23 protein-coding genes are annotated in these 24,072 nt (G+C 59.7%); 16 read left to right on the forward strand and 7 right to left on the reverse strand.

Annotated elements, in window-relative coordinates; genetic code table 11:
• Window positions 1–90: 90 nt before the first annotated feature.
• The 5 genes from M5G26_RS01335 (at window position 91) to M5G26_RS01355 (ending at window position 4,219) form a co-directional block, all read left to right on the forward strand.
• Window positions 91–804 (forward strand): TetR/AcrR family transcriptional regulator, encoded by a 714-nt coding sequence (locus M5G26_RS01335; RefSeq protein WP_016983549.1) that lies wholly within the window; start codon window positions 91–93, stop codon window positions 802–804.
• Between the two features lie 151 nt (window positions 805–955).
• Entirely contained in the window at window positions 956–1,510 is a 555-nt protein-coding gene (locus M5G26_RS01340) for a hypothetical protein (RefSeq protein ID WP_150691954.1), read from the forward strand.
• 60 nt (window positions 1,511–1,570) lie between these two features.
• Window positions 1,571–2,821, forward strand: a complete 1,251-nt coding sequence (locus M5G26_RS01345) for a flavohemoglobin expression-modulating QEGLA motif protein (protein ID WP_191625110.1) — start codon at window positions 1,571–1,573, stop codon at window positions 2,819–2,821.
• A 166-nt stretch (window positions 2,822–2,987) separates the two neighbouring features.
• Window positions 2,988–3,893, forward strand: coding sequence for an alpha/beta hydrolase (locus M5G26_RS01350; RefSeq protein ID WP_273914255.1), 906 nt, complete (start codon window positions 2,988–2,990; stop codon window positions 3,891–3,893).
• Entirely contained in the window at window positions 3,890–4,219 is a 330-nt protein-coding gene (locus M5G26_RS01355; protein ID WP_273914256.1) for a hypothetical protein, read from the forward strand. The genes M5G26_RS01350 and M5G26_RS01355 overlap by 4 nt, the downstream gene beginning before the upstream one ends.
• 461 nt (window positions 4,220–4,680) lie before the next feature.
• Here the strand turns inward: M5G26_RS01355 and M5G26_RS01360 are convergent, their stop codons facing one another.
• From M5G26_RS01360 to M5G26_RS01370, 3 genes are all read right to left on the reverse strand, one after another.
• On the reverse strand, window positions 4,681–5,469 hold the full coding sequence (locus tag M5G26_RS01360; RefSeq protein WP_273914257.1) for an OmpA family protein: 789 nt from the start codon (window positions 5,467–5,469) through the stop codon (window positions 4,681–4,683).
• A gap of 54 nt (window positions 5,470–5,523) precedes the next feature.
• The gene (locus tag M5G26_RS01365) at window positions 5,524–5,928 is read right to left on the reverse strand and encodes a DUF4398 domain-containing protein (protein WP_016983303.1); all 405 of its coding nucleotides are present in this window, start codon (window positions 5,926–5,928) and stop codon (window positions 5,524–5,526) included.
• Window positions 5,929–6,293: 365 nt separating this feature from the next.
• Window positions 6,294–6,638 carry a hypothetical protein gene (locus M5G26_RS01370; protein ID WP_008078374.1) on the reverse strand — a complete coding sequence of 115 codons (345 nt, stop codon included), beginning with the start codon at window positions 6,636–6,638 and terminating at the stop codon, window positions 6,294–6,296.
• 213 nt (window positions 6,639–6,851) lie between these two features.
• On the opposite strand from M5G26_RS01370, the gene ppc reads away from it, so the two are divergent.
• The 7 genes from ppc to M5G26_RS01405 all read left to right on the forward strand — a co-directional run bounded on the left by ppc (window position 6,852) and on the right by M5G26_RS01405 (window position 14,136).
• Window positions 6,852–9,482 (forward strand): phosphoenolpyruvate carboxylase, encoded by a 2,631-nt coding sequence (gene ppc, locus M5G26_RS01375; protein WP_273914258.1) that lies wholly within the window; start codon window positions 6,852–6,854, stop codon window positions 9,480–9,482.
• Window positions 9,483–9,782: 300 nt separating this feature from the next.
• Window positions 9,783–10,430, forward strand: a complete 648-nt coding sequence (gene adk, locus M5G26_RS01380) for an adenylate kinase (RefSeq protein ID WP_134176932.1) — start codon at window positions 9,783–9,785, stop codon at window positions 10,428–10,430.
• A 93-nt stretch (window positions 10,431–10,523) separates the two neighbouring features.
• Entirely contained in the window at window positions 10,524–11,198 is a 675-nt protein-coding gene (tsaB, locus tag M5G26_RS01385) for a tRNA (adenosine(37)-N6)-threonylcarbamoyltransferase complex dimerization subunit type 1 TsaB (RefSeq protein ID WP_123374582.1), read from the forward strand.
• Window positions 11,199–11,420: 222 nt separating this feature from the next.
• Entirely contained in the window at window positions 11,421–11,729 is a 309-nt protein-coding gene (locus tag M5G26_RS01390) for a hypothetical protein (protein ID WP_007908889.1), read from the forward strand.
• Window positions 11,729–12,589, forward strand: a complete 861-nt coding sequence (locus M5G26_RS01395; protein ID WP_273914259.1) for a DUF72 domain-containing protein — start codon at window positions 11,729–11,731, stop codon at window positions 12,587–12,589. Before M5G26_RS01390 ends, M5G26_RS01395 begins: the two co-directional genes overlap by 1 nt.
• Before the next feature lie 30 nt (window positions 12,590–12,619).
• Entirely contained in the window at window positions 12,620–13,441 is an 822-nt protein-coding gene (locus M5G26_RS01400; protein ID WP_273914260.1) for an isocitrate lyase/PEP mutase family protein, read from the forward strand.
• A 2-nt stretch (window positions 13,442–13,443) separates the two neighbouring features.
• A complete protein-coding gene (locus M5G26_RS01405) occupies window positions 13,444–14,136 on the forward strand; it encodes an extensin-like domain-containing protein (RefSeq protein WP_273914261.1) in 693 nt (230 codons plus the stop codon).
• Between the two features lie 3 nt (window positions 14,137–14,139).
• Here M5G26_RS01405 and M5G26_RS01410 read toward each other — a convergent pair whose 3' ends face one another.
• Entirely contained in the window at window positions 14,140–14,760 is a 621-nt protein-coding gene (locus tag M5G26_RS01410; RefSeq protein ID WP_102900554.1) for an energy transducer TonB, read from the reverse strand.
• A 92-nt stretch (window positions 14,761–14,852) separates the two neighbouring features.
• On the opposite strand from M5G26_RS01410, the gene M5G26_RS01415 reads away from it, so the two are divergent.
• Window positions 14,853–15,635, forward strand: a complete 783-nt coding sequence (locus tag M5G26_RS01415) for a class I SAM-dependent methyltransferase (protein ID WP_134176927.1) — start codon at window positions 14,853–14,855, stop codon at window positions 15,633–15,635.
• 132 nt (window positions 15,636–15,767) lie between these two features.
• Here M5G26_RS01415 and M5G26_RS01420 read toward each other — a convergent pair whose 3' ends face one another.
• Window positions 15,768–16,403 carry a TetR/AcrR family transcriptional regulator gene (locus M5G26_RS01420; protein ID WP_095119312.1) on the reverse strand — a complete coding sequence of 212 codons (636 nt, stop codon included), beginning with the start codon at window positions 16,401–16,403 and terminating at the stop codon, window positions 15,768–15,770.
• 94 nt (window positions 16,404–16,497) lie between these two features.
• On the opposite strand from M5G26_RS01420, the gene M5G26_RS01425 reads away from it, so the two are divergent.
• The 3 genes from M5G26_RS01425 (at window position 16,498) to M5G26_RS01435 (ending at window position 22,837) form a co-directional block, all read left to right on the forward strand.
• Complete coding sequence (locus tag M5G26_RS01425) at window positions 16,498–17,598, forward strand: efflux RND transporter periplasmic adaptor subunit (protein ID WP_134176926.1); 1,101 nt, start codon at window positions 16,498–16,500, stop codon at window positions 17,596–17,598.
• A 6-nt stretch (window positions 17,599–17,604) separates the two neighbouring features.
• On the forward strand, window positions 17,605–20,673 hold the full coding sequence (locus M5G26_RS01430; RefSeq protein WP_273914263.1) for an efflux RND transporter permease subunit: 3,069 nt from the start codon (window positions 17,605–17,607) through the stop codon (window positions 20,671–20,673).
• A 772-nt stretch (window positions 20,674–21,445) separates the two neighbouring features.
• Window positions 21,446–22,837: a Fic family protein gene (locus M5G26_RS01435; protein WP_273914449.1), complete on the forward strand. Its 1,392-nt coding sequence runs from the start codon at window positions 21,446–21,448 to the stop codon at window positions 22,835–22,837.
• Here M5G26_RS01435 and M5G26_RS01440 read toward each other — a convergent pair.
• A complete protein-coding gene (locus tag M5G26_RS01440) occupies window positions 22,834–23,523 on the reverse strand; it encodes a DUF4197 domain-containing protein (protein WP_273914264.1) in 690 nt (229 codons plus the stop codon). The two genes, M5G26_RS01435 and M5G26_RS01440, sit on opposite strands and share 4 nt — an antisense overlap.
• A gap of 40 nt (window positions 23,524–23,563) precedes the next feature.
• Complete coding sequence (locus M5G26_RS01445; protein WP_134176923.1) at window positions 23,564–23,962, reverse strand: YbaY family lipoprotein; 399 nt, start codon at window positions 23,960–23,962, stop codon at window positions 23,564–23,566.
• Window positions 23,963–24,072: the final 110 nt, after the last annotated feature.

Raw genomic sequence — 24,072 nt, forward strand, 5'->3', positions numbered from 1 at the left:
AGCCGCCTAAAACAGGCGGCTTTTTATTGCCTGTCTGGTACAAATGTATCAATTGGTTAATTTTGCAATAGCAGAGGAAGTTCTGTCGTGATGGGTGCAATAGCTCAAGAGGGTGCAGCGGGTATCGCCACTGCGGTCGCTGAAAGTGTTCAGTACCAGGGTCGCAAGGCCAGCCGACAGGGCAGTGAGCAGCGTCGACAGGACATTCTCGATGCAGCGATGCGTATTGTCGTGCGTGACGGCGTACGTGCCGTGCGCCACCGCGCAGTGGCCGCCGAGGCCGGCGTGCCGCTGTCGGCGACCACCTACTACTTCAAGGACATCGATGACCTGCTCACCGATACCTTCGCCCAATACGTTGAACGCAGCGCGGCGTACATGGCCAAGTTGTGGATCAACAATGAAGGGCTGTTGCGTGACATGGTCGTCAGTGGCGACGGCAGCCCGGAGTCGCGCTCGCAATTGGCTGACGACATTGCGCGGTTGATGGCCGACTACGTGCATCGGCAATTGGTTAACCGCCGCGAGCATTTGATGGCTGAGCAGGCATTCCGTCAGGAGGCGCTGCTCAACCCGCGCCTGGCGATTCTGGTGCGTTCGCATCAGCAGATTCTGTTGCAGGGCACTTGCCAGTTGTTTCAGGTATTGGGCTCGCGTGAACCGCAACAGGATGCCAAGGTGTTGACGGCGATTATCGGACGGATGGAATATCAGGGCCTGCTCAACGACGCCGAGCCTTTGGCCGAAGAGGACATGCTCGGCATTCTGACGCGGTATATGCACCTGGTGCTTGCGTCGGTGTAACGCAATCGTTGCCGCCTGACGCCGATCCCAATGTAGGAGCTGCCGAAGGCTGCGATCTTTTGATCTTGCTTTTAGAGACCAAGATCAAAAGATCGCAGCCTTCGGCAGCTCCTACAGGGGAAAGGTGTTTCAGATTCATAGGGAGTATTGAATGAAAGCCTGGCGTGGCGTGCTGATCGCCTTGTCGTTCCTGCTGCTCAGTGGCTGTCTGGTGACCTTCAAGGAGCCGCTGACCGCCAGTGACCCGGCGCCCAAGGGCTTGCTCGGTAAATGGTCGAGCACCAACGCCTGGGGCGAGCCGATGAACCTTGAGCTGACGCGCCTGGGCAACGACCGCTATCAGGCGGTCACGTATTTCAAGGCCAAGCCCCGCGAACGCGAAGCCTATCCGTTCACCGTGTCGCGCCATGGCAACCGCTGGTATCTGTCGGCGAAAGTCCCGGCGCAGTACGGTGGCCACTTCACCATCGCCGGTTTCGAACTCACCGACAAACACGAACTGGTGGTCTACAACCTCGATCTCGAGCAGATCAATCAAGCGATCAAGCAAAAAGCCCTCGACGGTCAGGCCTTCCAGACCGACGATGGCGCCGGCGTGCACGTCGACAGTAGCCTCGACAAGGTCTTTGCTTACCTCGACGATCCGGCCAATTCCGATGTCTTCGTTGAAGCCGTGCGCTACCAGCGCCAGGCGCGCGCCCAATAATTCATTACGTCAGGTTTTCTACAGGAGTTTCGGGTGGACGATTACCAGCAGACGATACGCATGTTGTCCGATCGCATTGTGCTGGCGCAGACGCCGATCCGCGTACTCGACGCGGTCAAGTGGGACGAGAACGTGCGCAAGGGCTTTCTCAAGGCCAAGGGCAAGGAGATGCCCGCCGTTGATCGCGACTACTACCTCAACCGGCCGCTGACCTTCGATTCGAGCAAGGTCAAACTGGAATTCCAGAACATCGAGCGCGACATCACCCGCCAGCTCGGCCAGTTCAACCCGGTCGGGCAGATCATGCGGCGCATGTGCAAGGAATACCGCATGGTGGTGCGCATGCTCGAAGCGCGCGGCACCGAGGATTTCGGCCTGATCTCGCAAGAGCTGTATGGTGCCGCCTCCGATGCCTTCCACGCCGGCGACCCGACCCTGGCCGACCTCGGCTTGATGATGTCCGACTACCTGAACAATATCGACGGCCGTGGCGACCTGAAGGACGAGCCGAAAATCCTCACCGCCAAGGACGCCGTGCACCTGCTGCAGACTCGTCTGAACAAGGTTTTTGGCGAGGCTGAGGAAACCATCCGCGTATTCGAGTCCGACGGCATTGTTGCCGACGCAGCGGCAGGCGCTGACTACATCAAGATCCGCACCGATGCGTTGTTCAACGACCGCGACGTACGTGCGCTGGAAGTTCACGAAGGCCTGGTGCACGTCGGCACTACGCTCAACGGTTTGAACCAGCCGATCTGCACCTTCCTGTCCAAAGGCCCGCCGTCGTCGACGGTGACCCAGGAAGGCCTGGCGATCCTCATGGAAATCATCACCTTTGCCTCTTACCCGAGTCGTCTGCGCAAACTGACCAACCGTACCCGTGCCATTCATATGGTCGAGGAGGGCGCGGACTTCTTGCAGATCTTCGAGTTCTTCCGCGAGCAGGGCTTCGAGATGGCGGAAAGTTACGGCAACGCCAGTCGCGTTTTCCGTGGATCGACGCCGACCGGTCTGCCATTCACCAAAGACTTGTCCTACCTCAAGGGCTTTATCATGGTTTACAACTACATTCAGTTGGCCGTGCGTAAGGGCAAACTTGAGCAAATTCCGTTGTTGTTTTGTGGCAAGACCACGCTGGAAGACATGCGGACCTTGCGTCAGCTGGTGGATGAAGGGTTGGTGGTGCCGCCGAAATACCTGCCGGACCAGTTCCGTGATTTGAACGCGTTGTCGGCGTGGATGTGCTTCTCCAACTTCCTCAATCATTTGAGCCTGGACCGGATCGAAGCGGATTACTCCAATATCCTCTAGCCCGAACACAATCCCCTGTGGGAGCTGGCTTGCCAGCGATTGCATTCTGTCAGTCAATATTGATGTTGGCTGACCCACCGCCATCGCTGGCAAGCCAGCTCCCACAGGGTTATATGTTTTTCTCTGAATCGTTTGTTTGCCAATTTCTTTTGCGAGGTTTCACCGGATGAGAATCCTCGGCATCTTCTGCCTGCTCCTGACCCTCGGCGGTTGCAGTTCGCTGTTGTTCTACCCCGAGCCGGGCCAGATCTTTACCCCGGAAAAAGCCAAGCTCGAATACCGCACCGTCACGCTGGTCACGGCGGATGGCTTGAAGCTCAATGCCTGGTGGCTGCCGGCCAAATCCGGAGTCGAGGTCAAAGGTACCGTCCTGCATTTGCACGGCAACGGCGGCAATCTGCCGATGCACTTGGGTGGCAGTTGGTGGCTGCCGAAAAACGGCTATCAAGTGCTGTTGGTCGACTATCGCGGTTATGGCTTGTCCGAGGGCAAACCGAGCCTGCCGGCGATCTATCAGGACATCGATGCCGCGTTCGCCTGGCTGGACAAAGCGCCGGAAGTCAAAGGCAAGCCGCTGATCCTGCTCGGACAAAGCCTCGGCGGTTCGATGGCGGTGCATTGGCTGGTGCAGCATCCCGAGCGGCAAAAACAGCTCAAGGCCTTTGTGCTCGACGGCGTGCCCGCCAGTTACCGCAGCGTCGGCCAGTATGCGCTGAGCACTTCTTGGCTGACCTGGCCATTCCAGGTGCCGTTGTCGTGGCTGGTGCCGGATGGTGACAGTGCAATCAACTCGATGCCGCAACTCAACGGCGTGCCAAAACTGATCTTCCACAGCATCGACGATCCACTGGTGCCGCTGTCCAACGGCATCCGTCTGTATCAAGCTGCGCCGCCACCGCGCGTGCTGCAACTGACCCGCGGCGGTCATGTGCAGACCTTCGGCGACCCGGTCTGGCGCCAAGTCATGCTGCGCTACCTTGACGACCCCGAGCATTTCAACGGCCTGCGCCGCCTCGGCGAAATCCCCAATTATCCGCAACCCCCGAATTCTGAAGATGAGAGTCCGCAATGAGTGAAGAACGTAACGCCATCCCGCTGATCATCACCGGTATCTGCAGCATCCTCGGCACCGTCGGGGCGCTGTGGTACTACGGCTACCTGCATTTCGCCAAACCCGAGGATGCGTTGCTGCTCAATGAATTCACCATGCTCAAGACGGTGCCGGGTGAGGATTACAAGATTTCGCTTCAGCCTGCACCGCAAGTCGCGCAGTGCATCGATGGCGTGCTGGTGTTGTTCGACACCGAGCAGAAAGGCCTGACCGGCGTGTTGATCAACGCGCAGAAAAAAGCTGTGCGCTGCATGGGTGAAGAGACCCCGCAGAAGCTGGAGGAGTGATTCTGCAGGTTCAGCCCTCACCCTAACCCTCTCCCAGAGGGAGAGGGGACTGACCGGGGGTGTTCTTTCGCTATACGCCGACCTGACCCGCCGAGTTGAACGCAAATTTGGAAAACGCCATAAATCGGCCCCCTCTCCCTCGGGAGAGGGCTGGGGTGAGGGGCTGCGATTTCCGCCCCCGCAAAAAAGCCCCGCCTGATCCATCGTGTCGAACACAAATTCTGAAAGCGCCATAAATCAGCTCCCTCTCCCTCGGGAGAGGGCTGGGGTGAGGGGCTGCGATTTCAGCCCACACAAAAAAGCCCGGCCTGATCCATCGTGTCGAACACAAGTTCTGAAAGCGCCATAAATCAGCTCCCTCTCCCTCGGGAGAGGGCTGGGGTGAGGGGGCGCGATTTCAGCCCGCACAAAAAAGCCCCGCCTGATCACTCAGGCGGGGCTTTTGCGTTACAGCAGGGCGCTTAGTTCGAGCTGACCGCCGAACGTGGCATCACTGGCTGGTTGTCGTTGGAAATGGTTACTTCCACACGACGGTTCATCGCACGGCCGGAGACGCTGCCGTTCTCGGCAACCGGGTATTCCTTGCCGTAGCCTTGGGTGACGATACGCGCTGGATCAACGCCCATTTTCACCAGTGCGGTACGCACGGAGTTGGCGCGACGCTCGGACAGCGACTGGTTGTGGCTGGCGGTACCGGTGCTGTCGGTGTAACCCTCGACGATCACTTTGCGATCCGGGTTTTCCTGAAGGAACTGTGCCAGTTTGTTGATGTTAACCAGACCGCTGGATTTCAGGTCGGCACGGTCGGTGGCGAACAGCACGTCACCGAAAGTCACCAGCGTACCGCGATCGGTCTGCTTGGCGTTCAGGCTGTCCTGCAGCTGTTTGATCTGCTGATCACGCGCATCCAGACGCGCCTGGGCACGTTGGGCGGCAGCGTTCTTCAGATTGTTTTCAGCGGTGCGCAGGGCGATGGTCTGCTTGGCCACTTCCACACGCTGGTTGGTCAGGTAGGCCAGTTGGTCGACCTTGGCGGCGTCTTGCTTGTCCATATACGCCTTGTCGGCCTTGTCCAGGTAGTCACTGGCGTCTTTGGTTTCCAGTGCCGCGACTTTGCTCGCTTGTGGGTTGGCTTGCAGGCCGGCGTAGTTGGTGCGCGCCTGTTCCAGGTTCGGGTTAGGCGGGGTAGAGCAGGCAGCCAGAGCGACGCTTGCGGCCAGAAGAGCTGGGATCATCAGTTGCTTACGCATAATTTTTCGTCCTTTCTATCGATAAAGTTTCAGCGTTGCGATCGGGATGCGCGCTTACTGCACGGTGCGCTGACTTTCCTGACGCAGTTCCTGAACACCTTTCTGGGAATCCTTCACGGCTTGTTCAGCCTTCGCTGCCTGAGCCTTGCGTTCGGCGACGCGAGCGTCCCACTCGGCTTGCTCGGACAGGGTGCGAGCCTCGTCATACTTCTTGTCGTGCATGGCGATTTCGGCTTGTTTGAGTTTGTCCTGCGCTTGCTTCATCTCAACCGCAGCGAACTCGGTACCGCCGGCGCTGACTGCGCTGTTCACGGCCGATTGGGTCACGGCGTATTGCTCGGTCGGTGGGTTACCGGCGCAACCGGCCAGCACGAAGCTGGTGCCGATGGCCAGAGCGGCCAGTTTCAGACCGCGCAAGTGTGCAAATGTGGTTTGGTTTTTCATGGTCTTCAACTCCATTAGGCATCTCCTGAATACATCTGAATCCATCCTGGTCGAGGAGCCGCAAGCGACGTGTGAAAGCGCGTTTTTGAAACGCTCGTTCCAGGCGTGGTTACAGGTTCCGACCGGCGGGATTTTTCAAAAGTTCAGAAAAGATGGCCTATCGCCAAAAAAAACTTTGACCGAATGGACAAGGCTCTAAAGCGGGAACTTTGACGAGATGAAGCGGTACGCGCGGGGAAAAAAACGTAGTGCTGGAGGAAAAATACATTCCCTGTGGGAGCTGGCTTGCCAGCGATGGGGCCATCAGATTCAACACATCGGTGACTGAACTGACGCCATCGCTGGCAAGCCAGCTCCCACAGGGTTAACGCAATGTCGGATCAGTGTTTTTGCTTGCCGGCAGCGGCCGAGAGGTCATGCAAATGCCGGCGCGACAACGCCAGAAACCGCGGCGTCGGCCCAACATCCTCATACAACGGATCACCTTCCTCATCGGTCGCCACTACCGTCGAACCCTTCACATACGGCAGGCTCGCTTCAAACTCTTCGAGGGCTGCGCCGATCAGTTCGCCGAGCAGTTCTTCGGCATGTCGTTTGGGGTACATCTCGGCAATCGCTGCCAGACGCGCAGCGGCTTCGACGTCCAGATGGATCGTGTAGCCAGTGTCGGTCAGGCGACCCTTGGCGTTTTCTTCCCAATGCTGGGCGAGTTCACGAATTTTCATGATGACCTCATTTCGCGCCTGCTCATGGCAGGCCTGGGTGAGTGTCCGGCAGCGCCGGCGGCAAGCCGTTGTACGGCTTACTGTTGAGACTAGCTTTCGCCCGCAAGGTTTAACGTCCCTTCGTCGGCTGCTTGTAAGAAGCGCCGTAGAGCGGCACTCTCTAGGTCATGCACTCGTTTCTAAGCCGTCCGGATTACTGCTGGGGAATTGCTGATGACCGATATTGATGCACGCTTGCGCGAAGACGTTCACCTGCTCGGAGAGCTGCTGGGCAACACCATTCGAGATCAGTACGGCGAGGCGTTTCTCGACAAGATCGAGCAGATTCGCAAGGGCGCCAAGGCCGACCGGCGTGGCTCGATGGACGCAGAACTGAGCGCCAGCCTCAATCAATTGAGCGAAGACGAATTGCTCCCGGTGGCGCGGGCGTTCAACCAGTTTCTCAACCTGGCGAACATCGCCGAGCAGTATCAGTTGATCCATCGGCGCGAAGAGTCGCAGCCGGCGCCGTTCGAATCCCGCGTGCTGCCGGAATTGCTCGCGCGTTTGCGCAACGAAGGCCACAGCGCCGAGTCGCTGGCGCGGCAACTGGCGCGACTGGAAATTGAACTGGTGCTGACCGCGCACCCGACCGAAGTCGCGCGGCGCACGCTGATCCAGAAGTACGACGCGATCGCCGGGCAACTCGCCGCGCAAGACCATCGCGACTTGACCACAGCCGAACGCGAACAGATCCAAAACACCCTGCAACGGTTGATTGCCGAAGCCTGGCACACCGAAGAAATCCGCCGCACGCGCCCGACGCCAGTCGATGAAGCCAAATGGGGTTTCGCAGTGATCGAGCATTCGCTGTGGCAAGCGATCCCCAACCATATGCGCAAGGCCGACAAGGCCTTGTTCGAAGCGACCGGCCTGCGTCTGCCATTGGAGGCAGCACCGATTCGCTTCGCGTCGTGGATGGGCGGCGACCGTGACGGCAACCCCAACGTCACCGCCGCAGTGACCCGCGAAGTGTTGCTGCTGGCGCGCTGGATGGCCGCCGATTTGTACCTGCGCGATGTCGATCACCTCGCGGCTGAACTGTCGATGCAACAGGCCAGCGATGCCCTCAAAGCCAAGGCCGGTGACAGCGCCGAACCGTACCGTGCGGTGCTCAAACAACTGCGCGAACGCCTGCGCGCGACGCGCAACTGGGCACACGCCGCGCTGACCGCACCGACGCCTGCTCCGGCCGATGTGTTGCACAACAACCGCGATCTGCTCGATCCACTGGAGCTTTGTTTCAACTCGCTGCACGAATGTGGCATGGGTGTGATCGCCGATGGCCCGCTGCTTGATTGTCTGCGTCGTGCGGTGACTTTTGGCCTGTTCCTCGTTCGCCTCGATGTGCGCCAAGACTCGTCGCGCCACAGTTCGGCGATGACCGAAATCACCGATTACCTTGGCCTCGGTCGCTATGAAGACTGGGACGAAGAGCAGCGCATCAGCTTCCTGACCCGCGAATTGAGCAATCGTCGGCCATTGCTGCCGGCGCATTTCAAGCCGTCGGCCGACACCGCCGAAGTGCTCAACACCTGCAAGGAAATTGCCGCAGCCCCGGGCGCTTCGCTCGGCTCCTACGTGATCTCCATGGCCGGCGCCGCTTCCGACGTGCTCGCCGTGCAACTGCTGCTCAAAGAGTCCGGCGTGTTGCGGCCGATGCGTGTGGTGCCGCTGTTCGAAACCCTCGCTGACCTCGATAACGCCGGGCCGGTGATGGAGCGGCTGTTGCTGCTGCCAGGTTACCGCGCACGGCTGCAAGGCCCGCAGGAAGTGATGATCGGCTATTCCGATTCGGCCAAGGACGCCGGCACCACCGCAGCGGCCTGGGCGCAATATCGTGCACAGGAACGCTTGGTGGAGATCTGCCGCGAGCAACAAGTCGAATTGCTGCTGTTCCACGGTCGTGGCGGCACAGTAGGACGTGGCGGTGGACCGGCGCACGCGGCGATTCTGTCGCAGCCACCGGGATCGGTGGCGGGGCGGTTCCGCACCACCGAGCAGGGGGAAATGATTCGATTCAAATTCGGCCTGCCGGACATCGCCGAGCAAAACCTCAATCTGTATCTGGCGGCGGTGCTTGAAGCGACATTGCTGCCGCCACCACCACCGACACCGGAATGGCGCCATCTGATGGATGAATTGGCGGCGGACGGTGTCAGCGCTTATCGCCAGGTGGTGCGGGAAAACCCGCAATTCGTCGAGTACTTCCGCCAATCCACGCCGGAGCAGGAGTTGGGGCGTTTGCCACTGGGCAGTCGCCCGGCCAAACGTCGCGCGGGCGGTATCGAAAGTCTGCGGGCGATCCCGTGGATCTTTGGCTGGACACAAACGCGGCTGATGCTGCCGGCGTGGCTGGGTTGGGAGTCGGCGCTGAGCAAAGCCCTGGAGCGCGGCGAAGGCGAGTTGCTCGGGCAGATGCGCGAGCAGTGGCCGTTCTTCCGTACGCGCATCGACATGCTGGAAATGGTCCTGGCCAAGGCTGACGCGGATATCGCGCTGTCCTACGATCAGCGTCTGGTCGAGCCGGATCTGCTGCCGTTGGGCGCGCAGTTACGCGACCTATTGTCGCAGGCGTGCGCCGTGGTGCTCGGCCTGACTGGCCAGTCGCAGCTGCTGGCACATAGCCCGGATACCCTTGAATTCATCCGGCTGCGCAACACCTACCTCGACCCGCTGCATCTATTGCAGGCCGAACTGCTGGCCCGCTCGCGGCAGCAAGATGTCGAGCAGGGCAGCCCGGTAGAACAGGCGTTGCTGGTGTCTGTGGCGGGGATTGCCGCTGGTTTGCGAAATACCGGCTAATGTTTTTGTCTGGGCACGCGGCCCCCGGAACACGCACCGGATGCCGCTTTGCCTGATGGCGGAAAGTGCCGGCAGGCGACAGTTAATGACGGGGTTGCGACTTGGGTTACCGCGTCGCAAGGTCGCGGGGGGCGTCGGTTTCTCCGACTTTTGGCGTCTTGTGTGGGCGCAGCCTGCTGTGTATCTTGATCAGCCTTTGGCCGTTTGTGCGGCCACGACCCGTATTTTCAGGATTCGTCCCAAGCGGCGAATCCTTTGTTTTGTAAAAGCTTTTTATAAAAAAATTGAGGAGCACATCTAATGCGCGTCATTCTGCTGGGAGCTCCCGGGGCCGGTAAAGGTACTCAGGCTAAGTTCATCACCGAAAAATTCGGCATTCCACAAATTTCCACTGGCGACATGCTGCGTGCAGCGGTCAAGGCCGGTACTCCGCTGGGCGTGCAAGCCAAGAGCATCATGGATGCTGGCGGCCTGGTGTCGGATGACCTGATCATCGCACTGGTTCAGGACCGTATCGCTCAGCCTGACTGCGCCAACGGCTTCCTGTTCGACGGCTTCCCGCGCACCATTCCGCAGGCTGAAGCCCTGGTGACTGCCGGCGTCGAGCTGGATGCTGTGGTTGAAATCGCTGTTGAAGACGAAGAAATCGTTCAACGCATCGCCGGCCGTCGTGTTCACGAAGCCAGCGGCCGCGTTTACCACATCGTCTACAACCCGCCGAAAATCGCTGGCAAAGACGACATCACCGGCGAAGAGCTGGTACAGCGCAAGGACGACACCGAAGAAACCGTGCGTCATCGCCTGTCGGTCTACCACTCGCAGACCAAGCCGCTGGTGGATTTCTACCAGAAGCTGTCGGCTGCCAACGGCAAGCCGAAGTACAGCCACATCGAAGGCGTTGGTTCGGTTGATGCGATCACCACCAAGGTGCTGGCCGCGCTGAGCTGAAAAGTCTGATCGGCTGCATCATCCACGGCCCGCTTGCGGGCCGTAGTTGTTTATACTGACGCACTTTTCCCCACCCCTGTTTTGGAAACATCGATGAGCACCTTGCTGGCCCTGGACACCGCGACTGAAGCTTGCTCCGTTGCCTTGCTGCATGACGGCAAGGTCACGAGTCATTACGAGGTGATCCCGCGCCTGCACGCGCAGAAGCTGTTGCCGATGATCCAGCAACTGCTGGCCGACGCCGGCACCACGTTGCAGGCGGTCGATGCGATCGCATTCGGTCGCGGGCCGGGTGCGTTTACCGGGGTGCGGATTGCCATCGGTGTGGTGCAGGGTTTGGCGTTCGCGCTGGATCGCCCGGTGCTGCCGGTGTCCAACCTTGCCGTGCTGGCCCAGCGCGCGTTGCGTGAACACGGTGTGAGCCAGGTCGCGGCGGCCATCGATGCGCGGATGGATGAAGTGTATTGGGGCTGCTACCGCGAGACGGCGGGGGAGATGCGTCTGGTCGGTGCCGAAGCGGTGTTGCCACCGGAAGTCGCCGCGCTGCCGGCCGATGCCAGTGGCGACTGGTTTGGTGCTGGCACGGGTTGGGGTTATGGCGAGCGTATCGCGGTCGAGCTGACCGGCTCCGACGCCGGCATGTTGCCCCACGCCGAAGACCTGCTGACGCTGGCGCGTTTTGCCTGGGAACGCGGCGAGTCGATTCCGGCGGATGACGCGCAACCGGTTTACCTGCGCGACAAAGTCGCCACCCCCAAGGCTCGTTGAGCCTTTAAAAAGATCGCAGCCTTCGGCAGCTCCTACAAGGATCGCATTCCAAATGTAAGAGCTGCCGAAGGCTGCGATCTTTTGATCTTCTGAAGCCAATCGTCAGTTTCTAACCCCTCGCTTTAAACCTTTTGCGCTTTATGTGTTCTAGTTATCACTCGGCGGTTTGCTAAGTCGGTCAAGTGCCGCTAAATTGCCATCATCGATACCGAGCATGAATTTATGCGTATAGACGGCCTCTCCTCTCAGTCCTACCCCATCAAGCGCAAGCCTCGCAAAGGCAATGTGGCGCTGGATGAATCCGTCGACGATATCGACGGCGAGCTGGAATTTCCGACTGAAGAGCAATTGGCCGCCCGCGCTGCCAAAGCCTCGGCCCAACGCCTGAGCAATCTGCCTGCCCGTCAGCAAGACATGATCTATCACCGTGCGATGAAAAAGAGCGTAGCGATGGCCTTGGCCAGTTACCTGAGTACCGCCGGTTTTGTTGATTGGGATGCAGACGTGCTGGGCCTCGATCTGTACATCTGATGGTTCTGCCTTACTACCTCGGTTGTCCGTCCTGGAGCGAAAACGCCTGGCGCGAATATCTGTACCCGGTAGACGCCAAAACCTCCGATTTCCTCAGTCTCTATTCGCAAGTGTTCAACGCCGTTGAAGGCAACACGACCTTTTATGCCAGCCCGTCGCCCGCCACGGTGCAGCGTTGGGCCGAGGTCATGCCCGAGCACTTTCGCTTCACCGCCAAATTCCCCGGCGACATCAGCCACAGCGGTGACTTGCGCGAGCAACTGACCGCCGCCGAAACCTTCCTGCAATTACTCAAGCCGCTCGGTGAACGCGTTTCGCCGCTGTGGCTGCAACTGTCGAAAAGCTTCGCACCGCATCGCCTGCCGGAACTGGCGGCGTTCATTGATGCGCTGGATTGCCCGTTGGCGGTGGAAGTGCGGCATGAGCAATTCTTCGCCAAGGGCGAGAGCGAACGCTTGCTCAATCGCCTGCTGTTGGACCGTGGCGTTGAACGCATTTGTCTCGATCCGCGTGCGCTGTTCAGTTGCCTGTCGACCGAGTCCTCGGTAATCCACGCACAATCGAAAAAGCCACGCGTGCCGACGCGCCCGGCGGCGTTCACCCAGTTCCCGCAGGTGCGCTTCATTGGCCATCCCGAGCTTGAAGCCAACGACCCGTTCCTGGTGCCGTGGGTGGCGAAAATCGCCGAGTGGATCGAAGAGGGCCGCACGCCGTACATCTTCCTGCACACCGCCGACAACCTCCTCGCAGCGAAGCTGGCGCAACGTTTTCACGCACAACTGATGCAACGTTTGCCTGGCCTGCCAGCGCTGCCTGAGCTATACAGAGAACCCGCTGCGGAGCAACTTGGCCTGCTCTGAAGCGGATTTTTCCTGCCCTGGAGCCTGCCGATGGATGCCCAAGCCGTTAAAGCACACGCCTTCAAAGCCCTGCATGAACGTCCGGGGATTTTCGTCATTCCCAATCCGTGGGATGCCGGTTCGGCGAAAATGCTCGCCAGCCTCGGCTATCAGGCGTTGGCAACGACCAGTGCCGGTTATGCGTTTTCTCAGGGCAAGGCCGATGGTGCTTTAAGTCTCGACGAGACCCTGGCCAATGTCCGCGCGATTGTCGCGGCCACCGATTTGCCGGTAGCGGTGGATCTGGAAAACGGTTTCGCCGATGACCCGGCCGAGGCCGCTAAAAGCCTGCTTCGCGCAGCCGAGGCGGGCGCCGTCGGTGGCTCGATCGAAGACGCCACGGGCCGCGCGGATGCGCCGATCTATTGCTTCGAACACGCAGTGGCGCGCATCGAAGCCGCCGTCGCCGCCGTGCGCACGCTGCCATTCCCGTTCATCCTGACGGCGCGCGCGGAAAACTACCTGCACGGCAATCCTGATATCAACGACACCATCCGCCGCTTGCAGGCCTTCGCCGAAGCGGGCGCCGACGTGTTGTACGCGCCAGGTTTGCGCAACGCCGAAGAAGTACTGGCGGTGGTACGCGCGGTGGCACCGAAACCGGTCAACGTGCTGATGTCCGGCGGTTTGAAACTGACCGTGCAGGAGCTGCAAGAAATGGGTGTGCGGCGGATCAGCACCGGCTCGGCGTTGGCGTTGGCGGCATTCGGCGAGTTCTTCCGTGCCGCTGAAGAGATCCAGCAATCCGGCACGTTCGGCTTTACCTCGCACTCGATGCCGTACGCCAAAGCCAACCAGTTTTTCAAAGGCTGAACATGGGGCGGTGGATATTCTGGTTGGTGCTGCTGATGATTGGCGGCGCTGCGGTCAGTGTCTGGCGCGGTTGGCTAGACGTGCCGCCGCCATGGAATCCATGGGCGCCACTGGACGTCAAAGCTGCGCCCAACTGGCTGACCGGCTACAAGCTGATGCGCTTGCGCAGTGACCCTGAACGCTGCGCCCAGGCCTTGAGCAGCTCTGATCTGAGCGTCACGCGGCAATCCGACAGCCCCGACGCCAAGTGTCCACTGATCGGCGTGTTGCGCGTACAGGGCGGTGAGGAGGCGCTGAGCAGCAGCTTCCTGGCCAGTTGTCCGCTGGCGGTGGCCTACGCGATGTTTGAACACCACACGCTGCAACCCGCCGCTCAATCCGTTTACGGGCAAAAGGTCGCGCGGGTTGATCACCTCGGCAGCTTCGCCTGTCGCAATGTCTACAATCGCGAAAGCGGCGCGCTCAGCCGTCATGCCAGTGCTGATGCGCTGGACATCGCCGGGTTTCGTCTGGCCGATGGCCGCACGGTCAGCGTGCTCAAGGACTGGCCCAAGCAAAATCAGGACGCGCAGTTTCTCCGTCAGCTGCGCGATGGCGCCTGCGAGGCATTCAGTGTGGTGTTGAGTCCGGATTACAACGCCGCCCATCGTAATCATTTTCATGTCGATGTCGGGCGCTGGAGTGTGTGTCGCTGAGGTTTAGGCGGCGAGGCGCAGGTTTTGCAGAACGATCGGGCGCGCCCAGCCATTATCAAAGTCCAGCGCCTTCTGTTGCTCGACGATTTCTTCTGGCGGGAACGGCGGGTAAGGCTTCTGCATCAGGTCGAGGTCGAACTCGGCAATCGGCAGGTACAGCGGTTTCTTCTGCGGGGCCGGGCCTGGCTCTGGAACGGGCTGACCATTGTTGATCACCACCGGGCGCACCCAACTGCTGTCGAAATCCTGTTGCTCTTGCTGAGCTTTCAGTTCTTCCGGCGGGAACGGCGGGAATGGTTTGTCCAGCAAGTCCATTTCGAATTCGGCGATCGGCAGGAACAGCGGCTCCGGCGGACGCACTTCGGTTTCGACCACATCGCATTCGCGCTGGCTGACGATGTGCGCGTGCAGCTCGCTGCCAATGGTCGGTTCTTCCGGGCTGCTCAGGTCAACCGGCGGAAACGTGCCGCAGGCAGGCACCACTTCACTCGTCTGTTCGGCCATCGCCTGGGCAAAGAAATCCTGCCACAGGTGACTGACGCCGCTCAGTGCTTGAGTGTTGTGACGGCTAAAGTCGCCATGGGGCGAGATGTAGCCAATCGATGTGGGAAGAATGCCTGACATTTTTTTCGGTTGACGCTCAGCTCTGGCAAAATGCGCGTTGAATGAATTATCGGCGGTTTTTGCCGATCCTTGAATTTTTGAGCGTGTTTTCCATGATCGAGCAACCTGCGGCCTGCCGCATCCATGTTCAGGCCCTCGGCCCGACGTTTGAAGCGCAAGCCGGGCAGTGGGCCGAGCGCTTGGGCCTGCCGCTTGAAGTGGCGGACGGCGAGTTTGCCTTGCAGGTCGGCGAGCAGGGTTTGCAACTGCAACAGCTCGGCCCGGACGCACCGGGGCCGGTGCGGGTCGACTTTGTTGAGGGTGGCGCGGCGCATCGTCGGCTATACGGCGGCGGCAGCGGGCAGATGATCGCCAAGGCTGTCGGCATCGCCCAAGGCGTGCGCCCGCGCGTGCTGGATGCCACGGCAGGGTTGGGCAAGGATGCGTTTGTGCTGGCCAGCCTCGGTTGCGAAATGAGCCTGATCGAACGCCAGCCGCTGATTGGCGCCTTGCTGGAGGATGGTCTGGCGCGGGCGGCGGAAGATTTCGATGTTGCGCCGATCGTGGCGCGGATGAAATTGCTCAAGGGCAACTCCATCGAAGTCATGCAGAACTGGCAAGGTGAGCCGCCGCAGGTGATTTATCTCGATCCGATGTTTCCCCATCGCGAGAAGACCGCGCTGGTGAAAAAGGAAATGCGCCTGTTCCGGCCGCTGGTGGGCGATGATCCGGACGCGCCGGCGCTGTTGCAGGCTGCGCTGGCGTTGGCGACGCACCGGGTGGTGGTCAAGCGCCCACGCAAGGCGCCGTGCATTGAGGGGCCGAAGCCGAGTCATGCGCTGGATGGCAAATCGAGCCGCTATGACATCTACCCGAAGAAAGCGCTCAAGGCTTGATACCGAGTCGCGCTCATCGCTGGCAAGCCAGCTCCCACAGGGTTTGGTGGTGTGTACACGATTTGTGATCACACCCAAATCCTTGTGGGAGCTGGCTTGCCAGCGATGGCGTCAGTGCCGACACCGCAGAAATCAAGGCCGATAGGCGCGCATAAACAACGCTACAACTTCCTGCACATGGCTTTCCGCTGCCTCTTCAGTCAACGGCTCCCCGCACCCATACAACAGCCGAAAATTCCCCGCACCCTTGATCAGGCAGAAGAAATGTTCGGCGGCATTGCGCGGCAGATCGATGCTCAGCGCGCCGGTTTCGTGAATGCGCGTCAACAACCGCTCCATCCCTTGCACCATGCGCTGCGGACCCGCCTCGAAGAAGATCAGCGACAGCTTCGGATCCTGACTGCCCAGCGCCATGATCAATCGGTGCAGATTCACCGATTCATCACTGTTGATCAGGTGATGAAAGCCGCGCGCAATGTTCAGCAACACATTTTCCACGGCAATGCCTTCGGGCAATTCGAAGAACAATGGCGGTAATTGCTCCTCGCATTTGGCCACCACGGCGGCGGAGAACAGCGTCTCCTTGTCGTTGAAATGGCTGTAGACCGTCAGCTTCGACACGCCAGCCTCGCTGGCGACCGCGTCCATGCTGGTGTTGGCATAGCCATGACTCAGAAACAGAATTTTCGCCGCGTCGAGGATTGCCTGGCGCTTGGCCAGATCCTTGGGGCGGCCCGGACCGTTTGGAGCTGAAAGATTGTTCGACATTCTTCGCTTTTAATACTGGACTGGTGAGTTTGCTATTAATAACATACCCGCCAGTATAATTATTCCAAGCACCATTAGCGAAAGGTCCGTCACCATGTTCCGCCATGCGTTGTCCCTCGCGTTGCCAGTAAGTCTGGCGTTCCTTTTGTCAGCGTGTGGTCAGGAAGAGGCGACGCAAGTCACCGTGCGACCAGCCATGGTGGTGCAGCCAGAGCCGTCGGCGCAGGCGATGGAAAGTTATCCGGGCGAAGTACGCGCCCGCTACGAACCCGATCTGGCGTTCCGCATTGGCGGCAAAGTCAGCCGACGACTGGTCGATGAAGGTCAGCGCGTGAAGGCTGATCAGCCACTCGCCGAACTCGATCCGCAGGACGTGCGCCTGCAACTGGAAGCCACCCGTGCCCAGGTCGCCGCCGCCGAAGCCAATCTCAACCTGGTGCGTGCCGAGCGTGATCGCTACAAGACCCTGATGGATCGGCAGATGGTCAGCCGCTCGGCCTACGACAATGCCGAAAACCTTTACCGCTCCGGTGAAGCCCGCCTTAAACAAATCAAAGCCGAATTCAACGTATCGACCAATCAGGCCAGTTACGCGGTGCTGCGTGCGCCGCAGGATGGCGTGGTGGCCAAGCGTTCGGTGGAAGTCGGTCAGGTGGTTGCCGCTGGGCAAACGGTGTTTACCCTCGCCACCGACGGCGAGCGTGAAGTGTTGATCAGCCTGCCCGAGCAGAGCTTCGGGCGCTTCAAGGTCGGTCAGCCAGTCACTGTTGAGTTGTGGACGCAACAGAACCAGCGCTTTGCCGGGCAGATCCGCGAACTGTCACCCGCCGCCGATCCACGCTCACGCACCTTTGCTGCACGTATTTCCTTCACCAGCGGCAAAGTCCCGGCCGAACTGGGCCAGAGTGCCCGCGTGTTCGTGCAATCGGCCGATAGCGTTTCCCTGTCGGTGCCGCTCTCGGCGCTCACCGCCGAAAACGGCGCGACCTACGTCTGGGTCGTCAACGGCAACAACACCTTGAAGAAAACCCCGGTGCGCGTCGGCCCGTTTGGCGAAAAAACCGTGCCGGTGCTCGAAGGCCTGAACGCCAGCGACTGGGTGGTCGCCGCCGGCGTTCACGTGTTGCTCGAGGGTCAGCAGGTGCGTCCGGTGGATCGCTCCAACCGTGTGGTCAATCTGGCGGACAAGGAGTAAGTCCCGATGCGCTTCAACCTTTCCGAATGGGCGCTGCGTAATCGCCAGATCGTACTGTTCCTGATGCTTTTGCTGGCCATCGTCGGTGCGCTGTCCTACACCAAACTCGGCCAGAGTGAAGACCCGCCGTTTACCTTCAAGGCCATGGTGATTCAAACCCGTTGGCCGGGTGCGACCGCGCAGGAAGTCTCGCGGCAGGTCACCGAACGCATTGAAAAGAAACTGATGGAAACCGGTGAGTACGAACGCATCGTGTCGTTCTCGCGCCCCGGCGAATCGCAGGTCACCTTCATTGCCCGCGACTCGATGCATTCCAAGCAAATCCCCGATCTCTGGTATCAGGTGCGCAAGAAGGTCAGTGATATTCGTCAGACCTTGCCGCCGGATATTCAGGGGCCGTTTTTCAACGATGAGTTCGGCACCACGTTCGGCAATATCTATGCGCTGACCGGCGATGGTTTCGATTACGCGGTGCTCAAGGATTACGCCGATCGCATCCAGATCCAGCTGCAACGAGTCAAGGATGTCGGCAAGGTCGACCTGCTCGGTTTGCAGGACGAGAAAATCTGGGTCGAGCTGTCCAACGTCAAGCTGGCGACCCTCGGCTTGCCGCTGGCGGCGGTGCAACAAGCGCTGCAAGAGCAGAACGCGGTGTCGACCGCCGGGTTCTTTGAAACCGGTAGCGAGCGCTTGCAACTACGGGTCTCGGGGAATTTTCAGACAGTCGATGAGATAAAAAACTTCCCGATCCGCGTCGGCGATCGTACGTTCCGCATCTCCGATGTCGCCGATGTGCGTCGCGGTTTCAACGATCCACCGGCGCCGCGCATGCGCTTCATGGGCGAAGACGCGATTGGTCTGGCGGTGGCGATGAAGGACGGCGGTGACATTCTGGTGCTGGGTAAAGCGCTGGAGGGCGATTTCTCGCGCATCCAGAAAAACCTTCCGGCCGGTATGCAATTACGCAAGGTTTCCGATCAACCGGCGGCGGTGAAAACCGGGGTCGGCGAGTTCGTCCAGGTGCTGGTCGAGGCGCTGGCGATTGTCTTGCTGGTGAGCTTCTTCTCCCTCGGCGTGCGTACCGGCATGGTGGTGGCGCTGACCATTCCGTTGGTGCTGGCGATGACCTTCGCCTGTATGTATTACCTCGGCATCGGTCTGCACAAGATTTCCCTTGGCGCGTTGGTGCTGGCGCTGGGTTTGCTGGTGGACGACGCGATCATTGCCGTGGAAATGATGGCGATCAAAATGGAGCAGGGCTTTGATCGCATCCGCGCAGCGAGCTATGCCTGGACCAGCACCGCGTTCCCGATGCTCACCGGGACATTGATTACTGCCGCCGGATTTCTGCCGATTGCCACGGCGCAATCCGGTACCGGCGAATACACCCGCTCGATCTTTCAGGTGGTGACCATCGCGCTGCTTGCTTCGTGGGTGGCGGCCGTGATGTTCGTGCCGTATCTGGGGGAAAAGCTGCTGCCGGATCTGGCGAAAATTCACGCGGCCAAACACGGTACCGCCGATGGTCAGGCTGATCCGTATGGCACGCCGTTCTATCAGCGCGTTCGGCGCTTGGTGGAGTGGTGCGTGGCGCACCGCAAGACTGTGATCGTGCTGACGGTGGGGCTGTTTATCGCGTCGGTGATGTTGTTCCGCTTCGTTCCGCAGCAGTTTTTCCCGGCTTCCAATCGACTGGAATTGATGGTCGATCTGAAACTGGCTGAAGGCGCTTCTCTGGCCAATACAACCGGTGAGGTGAAACGGCTTGAGGCGATGCTCAAGGATCACGCCGGCATCGACAATTACGTCGCCTATGTTGGCACCGGATCGCCGCGTTTCTATCTGCCGCTCGATCAGCAATTGCCGGCGGCGAGCTTCGCGCAGTTTGTGGTGTTGGCGAAGAACATCGAGGAGCGTGAGGCGTTGCGCAGCTGGTTGATCGAAACGCTTAACGAGCAATTCCCGGCGCTGCGGTCGCGGGTTACGCGTCTGGAAAACGGTCCGCCGGTGGGTTATCCGGTGCAGTTCCGCGTCACCGGTGAACACATCGAAGAAGTCCGCGCGTTGGCGCGCAAGGTTGCAGCGAAGGTTCGCGAGAATCCGCATGTGGTCAATGTGCATCTGGATTGGGAAGAGCCGAGCAAGGTCGTGTACCTGAATATCGATCAGGATCGTGCCCGGGCGTTGGGTGTGAGCACGGCCAATCTGGCGAAATTCCTGCAGAGTTCGTTGACCGGGTCGAGTGTCAGCCAGTACCGCGAAGACAATGAGTTGATCGAGATTCTGCTGCGCGGCACGGTGCATGAGCGTACCGAGTTGTCGTTGTTGCCGAGTCTGGCGGTGCCGACGGATAACGGCCGCAGTGTGGCGTTGTCGCAGATCGCCACGCTGGAATACGGCTTTGAGGAAGGGATTATCTGGCACCGCAATCGCCTGCCGAACGTGACCGTGCGGGCCGATATTTATGGCAAGGAGCAGCCGGCGACGCTGGTGAAGCAGATCATGCCGACGCTGGATTCTATTCGTGCTGAATTGCCCGATGGTTATCTGTTGGATGTCGGCGGCACGGTGGAGGATTCCGAGCGTGGGCAGAAGTCGGTGAATGCCGGGGTGCCGATGTTTATTGTCGTGGTGCTGACGTTGCTGATGGTGCAGTTGCGCAGTTTTTCGCGCACGGCGATGGTGTTTTTGACGGCGCCGTTGGGGTTGATCGGGGTGACGTTGTTCTTGATGGTGTTCCGTCAGCCGTTCGGGTTTGTGGCGATGTTGGGGACGATTGCGTTGTCCGGGATGATCATGCGCAACTCGGTGATTCTGGTGGATCAGATTGAGCAGGATATTGCTTCGGGGCTTAAGCCTTGGCAGGCGATTATCGAGGCTACGGTTCGACGCTTCAGGCCGATTGTGTTGACGGCGCTGGCGGCGGTGCTGGCGATGATTCCGTTGTCGCGCAGTGTGTTTTTTGGGCCGATGGCGGTGGCGATCATGGGCGGGTTGATTGTTGCTACTGCGCTGACGCTGTTGTTTTTGCCGGCGTTGTATGCGGCTTGGTTCCGGGTGCGTAAGGACGCTTGATTCTTTTGTGACGTGGCGGCCTTCGGGCCGACCATGTTCTTGGGGTTTTGGGTGAATATCCGTTTTTGTGGGTGCTGCCGCTGGCGGTTTCGCCCTTACGGCGAGTCCCTTTGGCAAACGCCCCAAAGGAACCAAAGGTCTTTGCCCTGACGTTCGGCCCGCTCGCTGGGGCTCGGGGTTCCTTCGCTCCGGGATCGATCCGGGGGCATCGCCTACGGTTTGCTTCGCTGCACCTCCTCTCGATGTGTTCGACTTCGTCGAACGGTCGCTGCGCTCCCACCCCCGGATCAATCCCTCCACTCAGCCTGCCGACGGGCTCTAAGATCAAAAGCTGCAGCCGAGCTAACGCTCATCCTGTTGAGTGGTGAGGAGCAGAAGCGGTCTGCTCTTGCTCTTCTGTGGGAGTGAGCCTGCTCGCGATGACGCCCTGACAGCCGACCTGTTTTTTGCAGATGTACTCAATTCAACTGTGGGAGCGAGCCTGCTCGCGAAGGCGGCCTGATAGCCGACCTGTTTTCTGCAGGTGTACTCAATCCAACTGTAGGAGTGAGCCTGCTCGCGATGGCGGCCTGATAGCCGACCTGTTTTCTGCAGGTGTACTCGGTTCAACTGTGTGCGAGCCTGATTGCCGACCAGTCTCTAGCTGACGACCCATAGCCCGCTTTACCTGCGCCACTTCCTACATCTTTTTCAGAAGGCTCTGATCTTGAGCCAGATTGCCTCGGATGTTGTACTCCAGCCTCTGCTTTCCAGCTTTTCTGAGTTTGTTTTGATGAAAAAGCCTCCACCGTTGAAGGGCCGATCCGACCCGGTGTTCGACTTGTTGGTGCGCCCGCCCCACAAGCATCGTCTGGCTGACTATCTTGCGCTGCTCAAGCCGCTCGATGATCAAGGTCGTTATCTGCCATTTGAGGCGTTGCGTTATCGCTGGGCCGCGGGGCTGGATGCCAGACTGTGCTGGGCGTTGGTCAAAAAGGCGCGGGCGGCCCAATACATCAACCTTCTGCCACTGGGCGAGCCTGTGCAGTGGGGGAAGTATCTGTTGACGCCGCTGGCACAGAAAACCATCTCAATTGTGGATCGGCAGGCCAGTACGGCGGCGCTGGAATACATGACCAGCCAGATCGGCGAACGGGCACACTTCAGTTATCTGCTTAACGATTTGATCGAAGATGAAGCCATCGCCAGCAGTCAGCTGGAAGGCGCTGCGACGACTACGCGTGTGGCCAAGGACATGCTCAAGCAGCGGCGCCAGCCCCGTACTCCGGATGAGCGCATGGTGATGGGTAATTACCGGATGATGAATTTTGCCTGGGAGAGACGTTTCGAACCCATGAGTGTGGAGTTGATCGCAGCGATTCATCGGGTGGGGGTCGAGGGCATCGATGACGAGCAGTATTCCCCCGGGGTGTTCAGAACCAACGACGAAGTGGTCGTTCAGGATGGGGCGGGCAACACCGTACACCGGCCACCACCTGCAGCAGGGTTGGTGTCGCGGCTGGAGCAACTGTCGCACTGGATCAACCTGCCCGAAGGCTCACCGCAAGAGACGAGCTACCTGCATCCACTGATCAAGGCGATCACGCTGCATTTTGCCTTGGGCTACGAACATCCCTTCCGCGACGGTAACGGGCGGGTCGCCAGGGCGTTGTTTTACTGGTTCATGTTCAAGAACGAGTTTGCGGCGTTTCGCTACATAGCGATCAGTTTGTTACTGCGTAATGCACCGGTGAAATATGGACGTTCATACCTGCATACCGAGGCGGATGAGCTGGATCTGACTTATTTCATCGAGTTCCAGTGTTCGGTCATTCAACGAGCGGTGCTCGGGTTCACGGATGTTTACCGCAAGAGCGTGGCCTACACCGAAGCGTTCGAGCGCTGGCTGACGAATTCTGGCTACTTCGATCAGATGACGGAAAAACAGCGCGCGGTGTATCAGGCGGCAAAAAGCGGGGAGGCGAAGGAGTTCACAGCGAATAATGTGGCGGAAAATTTTGGTTGCTCGTACAGCGAGGCGACTTCGGCTCTGGAGGGGCTGGACCAATTGCAGCTTTTTGAGAGAAGGAAGATGGGGCGCGAGTGGGTGTTTTTTTTACGTAGTTCTGTACGTGGAGGGAAGCACGGGAGCGAATCGAATCGCCCCCGTGTTACGACTGCTTAAAGCGTCCCGAACACCTTCTTCGCCAGACTGGTCGCCGCAGCGGCCGGGTTCTGGCGGATGGTTTCTTCCTGTTTGCCGATGATCTCGAACAGGCCATTCAGCGCTTGCTCGGTGACGTAGTTTTCAACGTTGGCGCTCTTCGCATCGACAACGCCAAACGCAGCGGCCTGGCCCGCGAACGAGTTGTACTTCTGCGCTACGCCAACCTTGTCGGTCGCCTGTTTGACGATCGGCAGGAACTTGGCGCGGATCTGTTCGCGGCTGGATTTGTCGAGGTATTGCGTGGCCGAATCCTTGCCGCCGCTGAGGATGCCTTTGGCGTCTTCCACACTCATTTTCTTCACGGCGTCGACGAGGATTGGCTGGGCCTGGGTCACGGCGGATTCCGCAGCCTTGTTCATCGCGGTTTCCAGTTCTTCGACCTGAGCGCCCATGCCGAAGGCTTTCATTTTGCTCGCGGCTTTGCCGAGTTTGCCCGGCAGCTCGATCTTCACGTCGGGGTTGTTGCTGAAACCGCCGGGTGTGCCGAGTTGTTTGACGGCGATTTGTGCGCCTTGGGTCAGGGCATCCTTGAGGCCGCCGGTGGCGTCTTTTTGTGACAGGTCACTGAGCGACAGGGCCAGCGCGCTGGCGGAGATCATCAGGCCTGCACAGAGGCCGGCGAAGCGAAGGGTAGGGCGGAGCATGGCGGCTTCCTTGTTGCGGAAAAGGGTTGCGGAAAATGAATTAACGAACGGCGTCGACGCGGATTTTCAGCGGCTGCGGGTCGTTGCCGTCGAGTTGCACGGCGTGGTTTTCGGTGGTGATGAACATCAGTTCGCCGTTGACTTCAATGCGCGCGCTGACCGAGTAACGATGGCCGGGTTTGACCTGCGTCGGATCGTAGCTCAAGTGGAAGGGCAGCGGCACCTGGCCTTTGACCGGGCCTTTCTGCTCGTCCAGCACCACGGCTGGCGCATCGGCCAGCGAAACGTCCTGCAGGCTGACGCTGAGGGTCGCGCTCGGTGGCAGGGCGATGCGCTGCAGGTAGAACACTTCACCGTCGAGGCCGACCTTGCCGGCAGGAGTGGTCGATTGGCAGGCGCTCAGTATTGTGGCGGCAGCGAGCAGGGTGAGTTTTTTCATCGGAAGTTCTCCTTTCAATGTGGGAGCGAGCCTGCTCGCGAAAGCGGTGTGTCAGTCGACATTAACAGTGACTGAAGCAACGTCTTCGCGAGCAAGTCGTACCGTCGCTC

The organism is Pseudomonas sp. TNT2022 ID642 (assembly GCF_028656995.1).
Taxonomy (GTDB): Bacteria; Pseudomonadota; Gammaproteobacteria; order Pseudomonadales; family Pseudomonadaceae; genus Aquipseudomonas.

What these genes read in the sequence shown, in the direction of transcription:
- M5G26_RS01335 (WP_016983549.1), top strand. Translation starts at nt 91, where the DNA reads ATGGGTGCAATAGCTCAAGAGGGTGCAGCGGGTATCGCCACTGCGGTC.
- M5G26_RS01340 (WP_150691954.1), top strand. Translation starts at nt 956, where the DNA reads ATGAAAGCCTGGCGTGGCGTGCTGATCGCCTTGTCGTTCCTGCTGCTC.
- M5G26_RS01345 (WP_191625110.1), top strand. Translation starts at nt 1,571, where the DNA reads ATGTTGTCCGATCGCATTGTGCTGGCGCAGACGCCGATCCGCGTACTC.
- M5G26_RS01350 (WP_273914255.1), top strand. Translation starts at nt 2,988, where the DNA reads ATGAGAATCCTCGGCATCTTCTGCCTGCTCCTGACCCTCGGCGGTTGC.
- M5G26_RS01355 (WP_273914256.1), top strand. Translation starts at nt 3,890, where the DNA reads ATGAGTGAAGAACGTAACGCCATCCCGCTGATCATCACCGGTATCTGC.
- M5G26_RS01360 (WP_273914257.1), bottom strand. Translation starts at nt 5,469, where the DNA reads ATGCGTAAGCAACTGATGATCCCAGCTCTTCTGGCCGCAAGCGTCGCT.
- M5G26_RS01365 (WP_016983303.1), bottom strand. Translation starts at nt 5,928, where the DNA reads ATGGAGTTGAAGACCATGAAAAACCAAACCACATTTGCACACTTGCGC.
- M5G26_RS01370 (WP_008078374.1), bottom strand. Translation starts at nt 6,638, where the DNA reads ATGAAAATTCGTGAACTCGCCCAGCATTGGGAAGAAAACGCCAAGGGT.
- ppc (WP_273914258.1), top strand. Translation starts at nt 6,852, where the DNA reads ATGACCGATATTGATGCACGCTTGCGCGAAGACGTTCACCTGCTCGGA.
- adk (WP_134176932.1), top strand. Translation starts at nt 9,783, where the DNA reads ATGCGCGTCATTCTGCTGGGAGCTCCCGGGGCCGGTAAAGGTACTCAG.
- tsaB (WP_123374582.1), top strand. Translation starts at nt 10,524, where the DNA reads ATGAGCACCTTGCTGGCCCTGGACACCGCGACTGAAGCTTGCTCCGTT.
- M5G26_RS01390 (WP_007908889.1), top strand. Translation starts at nt 11,421, where the DNA reads ATGCGTATAGACGGCCTCTCCTCTCAGTCCTACCCCATCAAGCGCAAG.
- M5G26_RS01395 (WP_273914259.1), top strand. Translation starts at nt 11,729, where the DNA reads ATGGTTCTGCCTTACTACCTCGGTTGTCCGTCCTGGAGCGAAAACGCC.
- M5G26_RS01400 (WP_273914260.1), top strand. Translation starts at nt 12,620, where the DNA reads ATGGATGCCCAAGCCGTTAAAGCACACGCCTTCAAAGCCCTGCATGAA.
- M5G26_RS01405 (WP_273914261.1), top strand. Translation starts at nt 13,444, where the DNA reads ATGGGGCGGTGGATATTCTGGTTGGTGCTGCTGATGATTGGCGGCGCT.
- M5G26_RS01410 (WP_102900554.1), bottom strand. Translation starts at nt 14,760, where the DNA reads ATGTCAGGCATTCTTCCCACATCGATTGGCTACATCTCGCCCCATGGC.
- M5G26_RS01415 (WP_134176927.1), top strand. Translation starts at nt 14,853, where the DNA reads ATGATCGAGCAACCTGCGGCCTGCCGCATCCATGTTCAGGCCCTCGGC.
- M5G26_RS01420 (WP_095119312.1), bottom strand. Translation starts at nt 16,403, where the DNA reads ATGTCGAACAATCTTTCAGCTCCAAACGGTCCGGGCCGCCCCAAGGAT.
- M5G26_RS01425 (WP_134176926.1), top strand. Translation starts at nt 16,498, where the DNA reads ATGTTCCGCCATGCGTTGTCCCTCGCGTTGCCAGTAAGTCTGGCGTTC.
- M5G26_RS01430 (WP_273914263.1), top strand. Translation starts at nt 17,605, where the DNA reads ATGCGCTTCAACCTTTCCGAATGGGCGCTGCGTAATCGCCAGATCGTA.
- M5G26_RS01435 (WP_273914449.1), top strand. Translation starts at nt 21,446, where the DNA reads ATGAAAAAGCCTCCACCGTTGAAGGGCCGATCCGACCCGGTGTTCGAC.
- M5G26_RS01440 (WP_273914264.1), bottom strand. Translation starts at nt 23,523, where the DNA reads ATGCTCCGCCCTACCCTTCGCTTCGCCGGCCTCTGTGCAGGCCTGATG.
- M5G26_RS01445 (WP_134176923.1), bottom strand. Translation starts at nt 23,962, where the DNA reads ATGAAAAAACTCACCCTGCTCGCTGCCGCCACAATACTGAGCGCCTGC.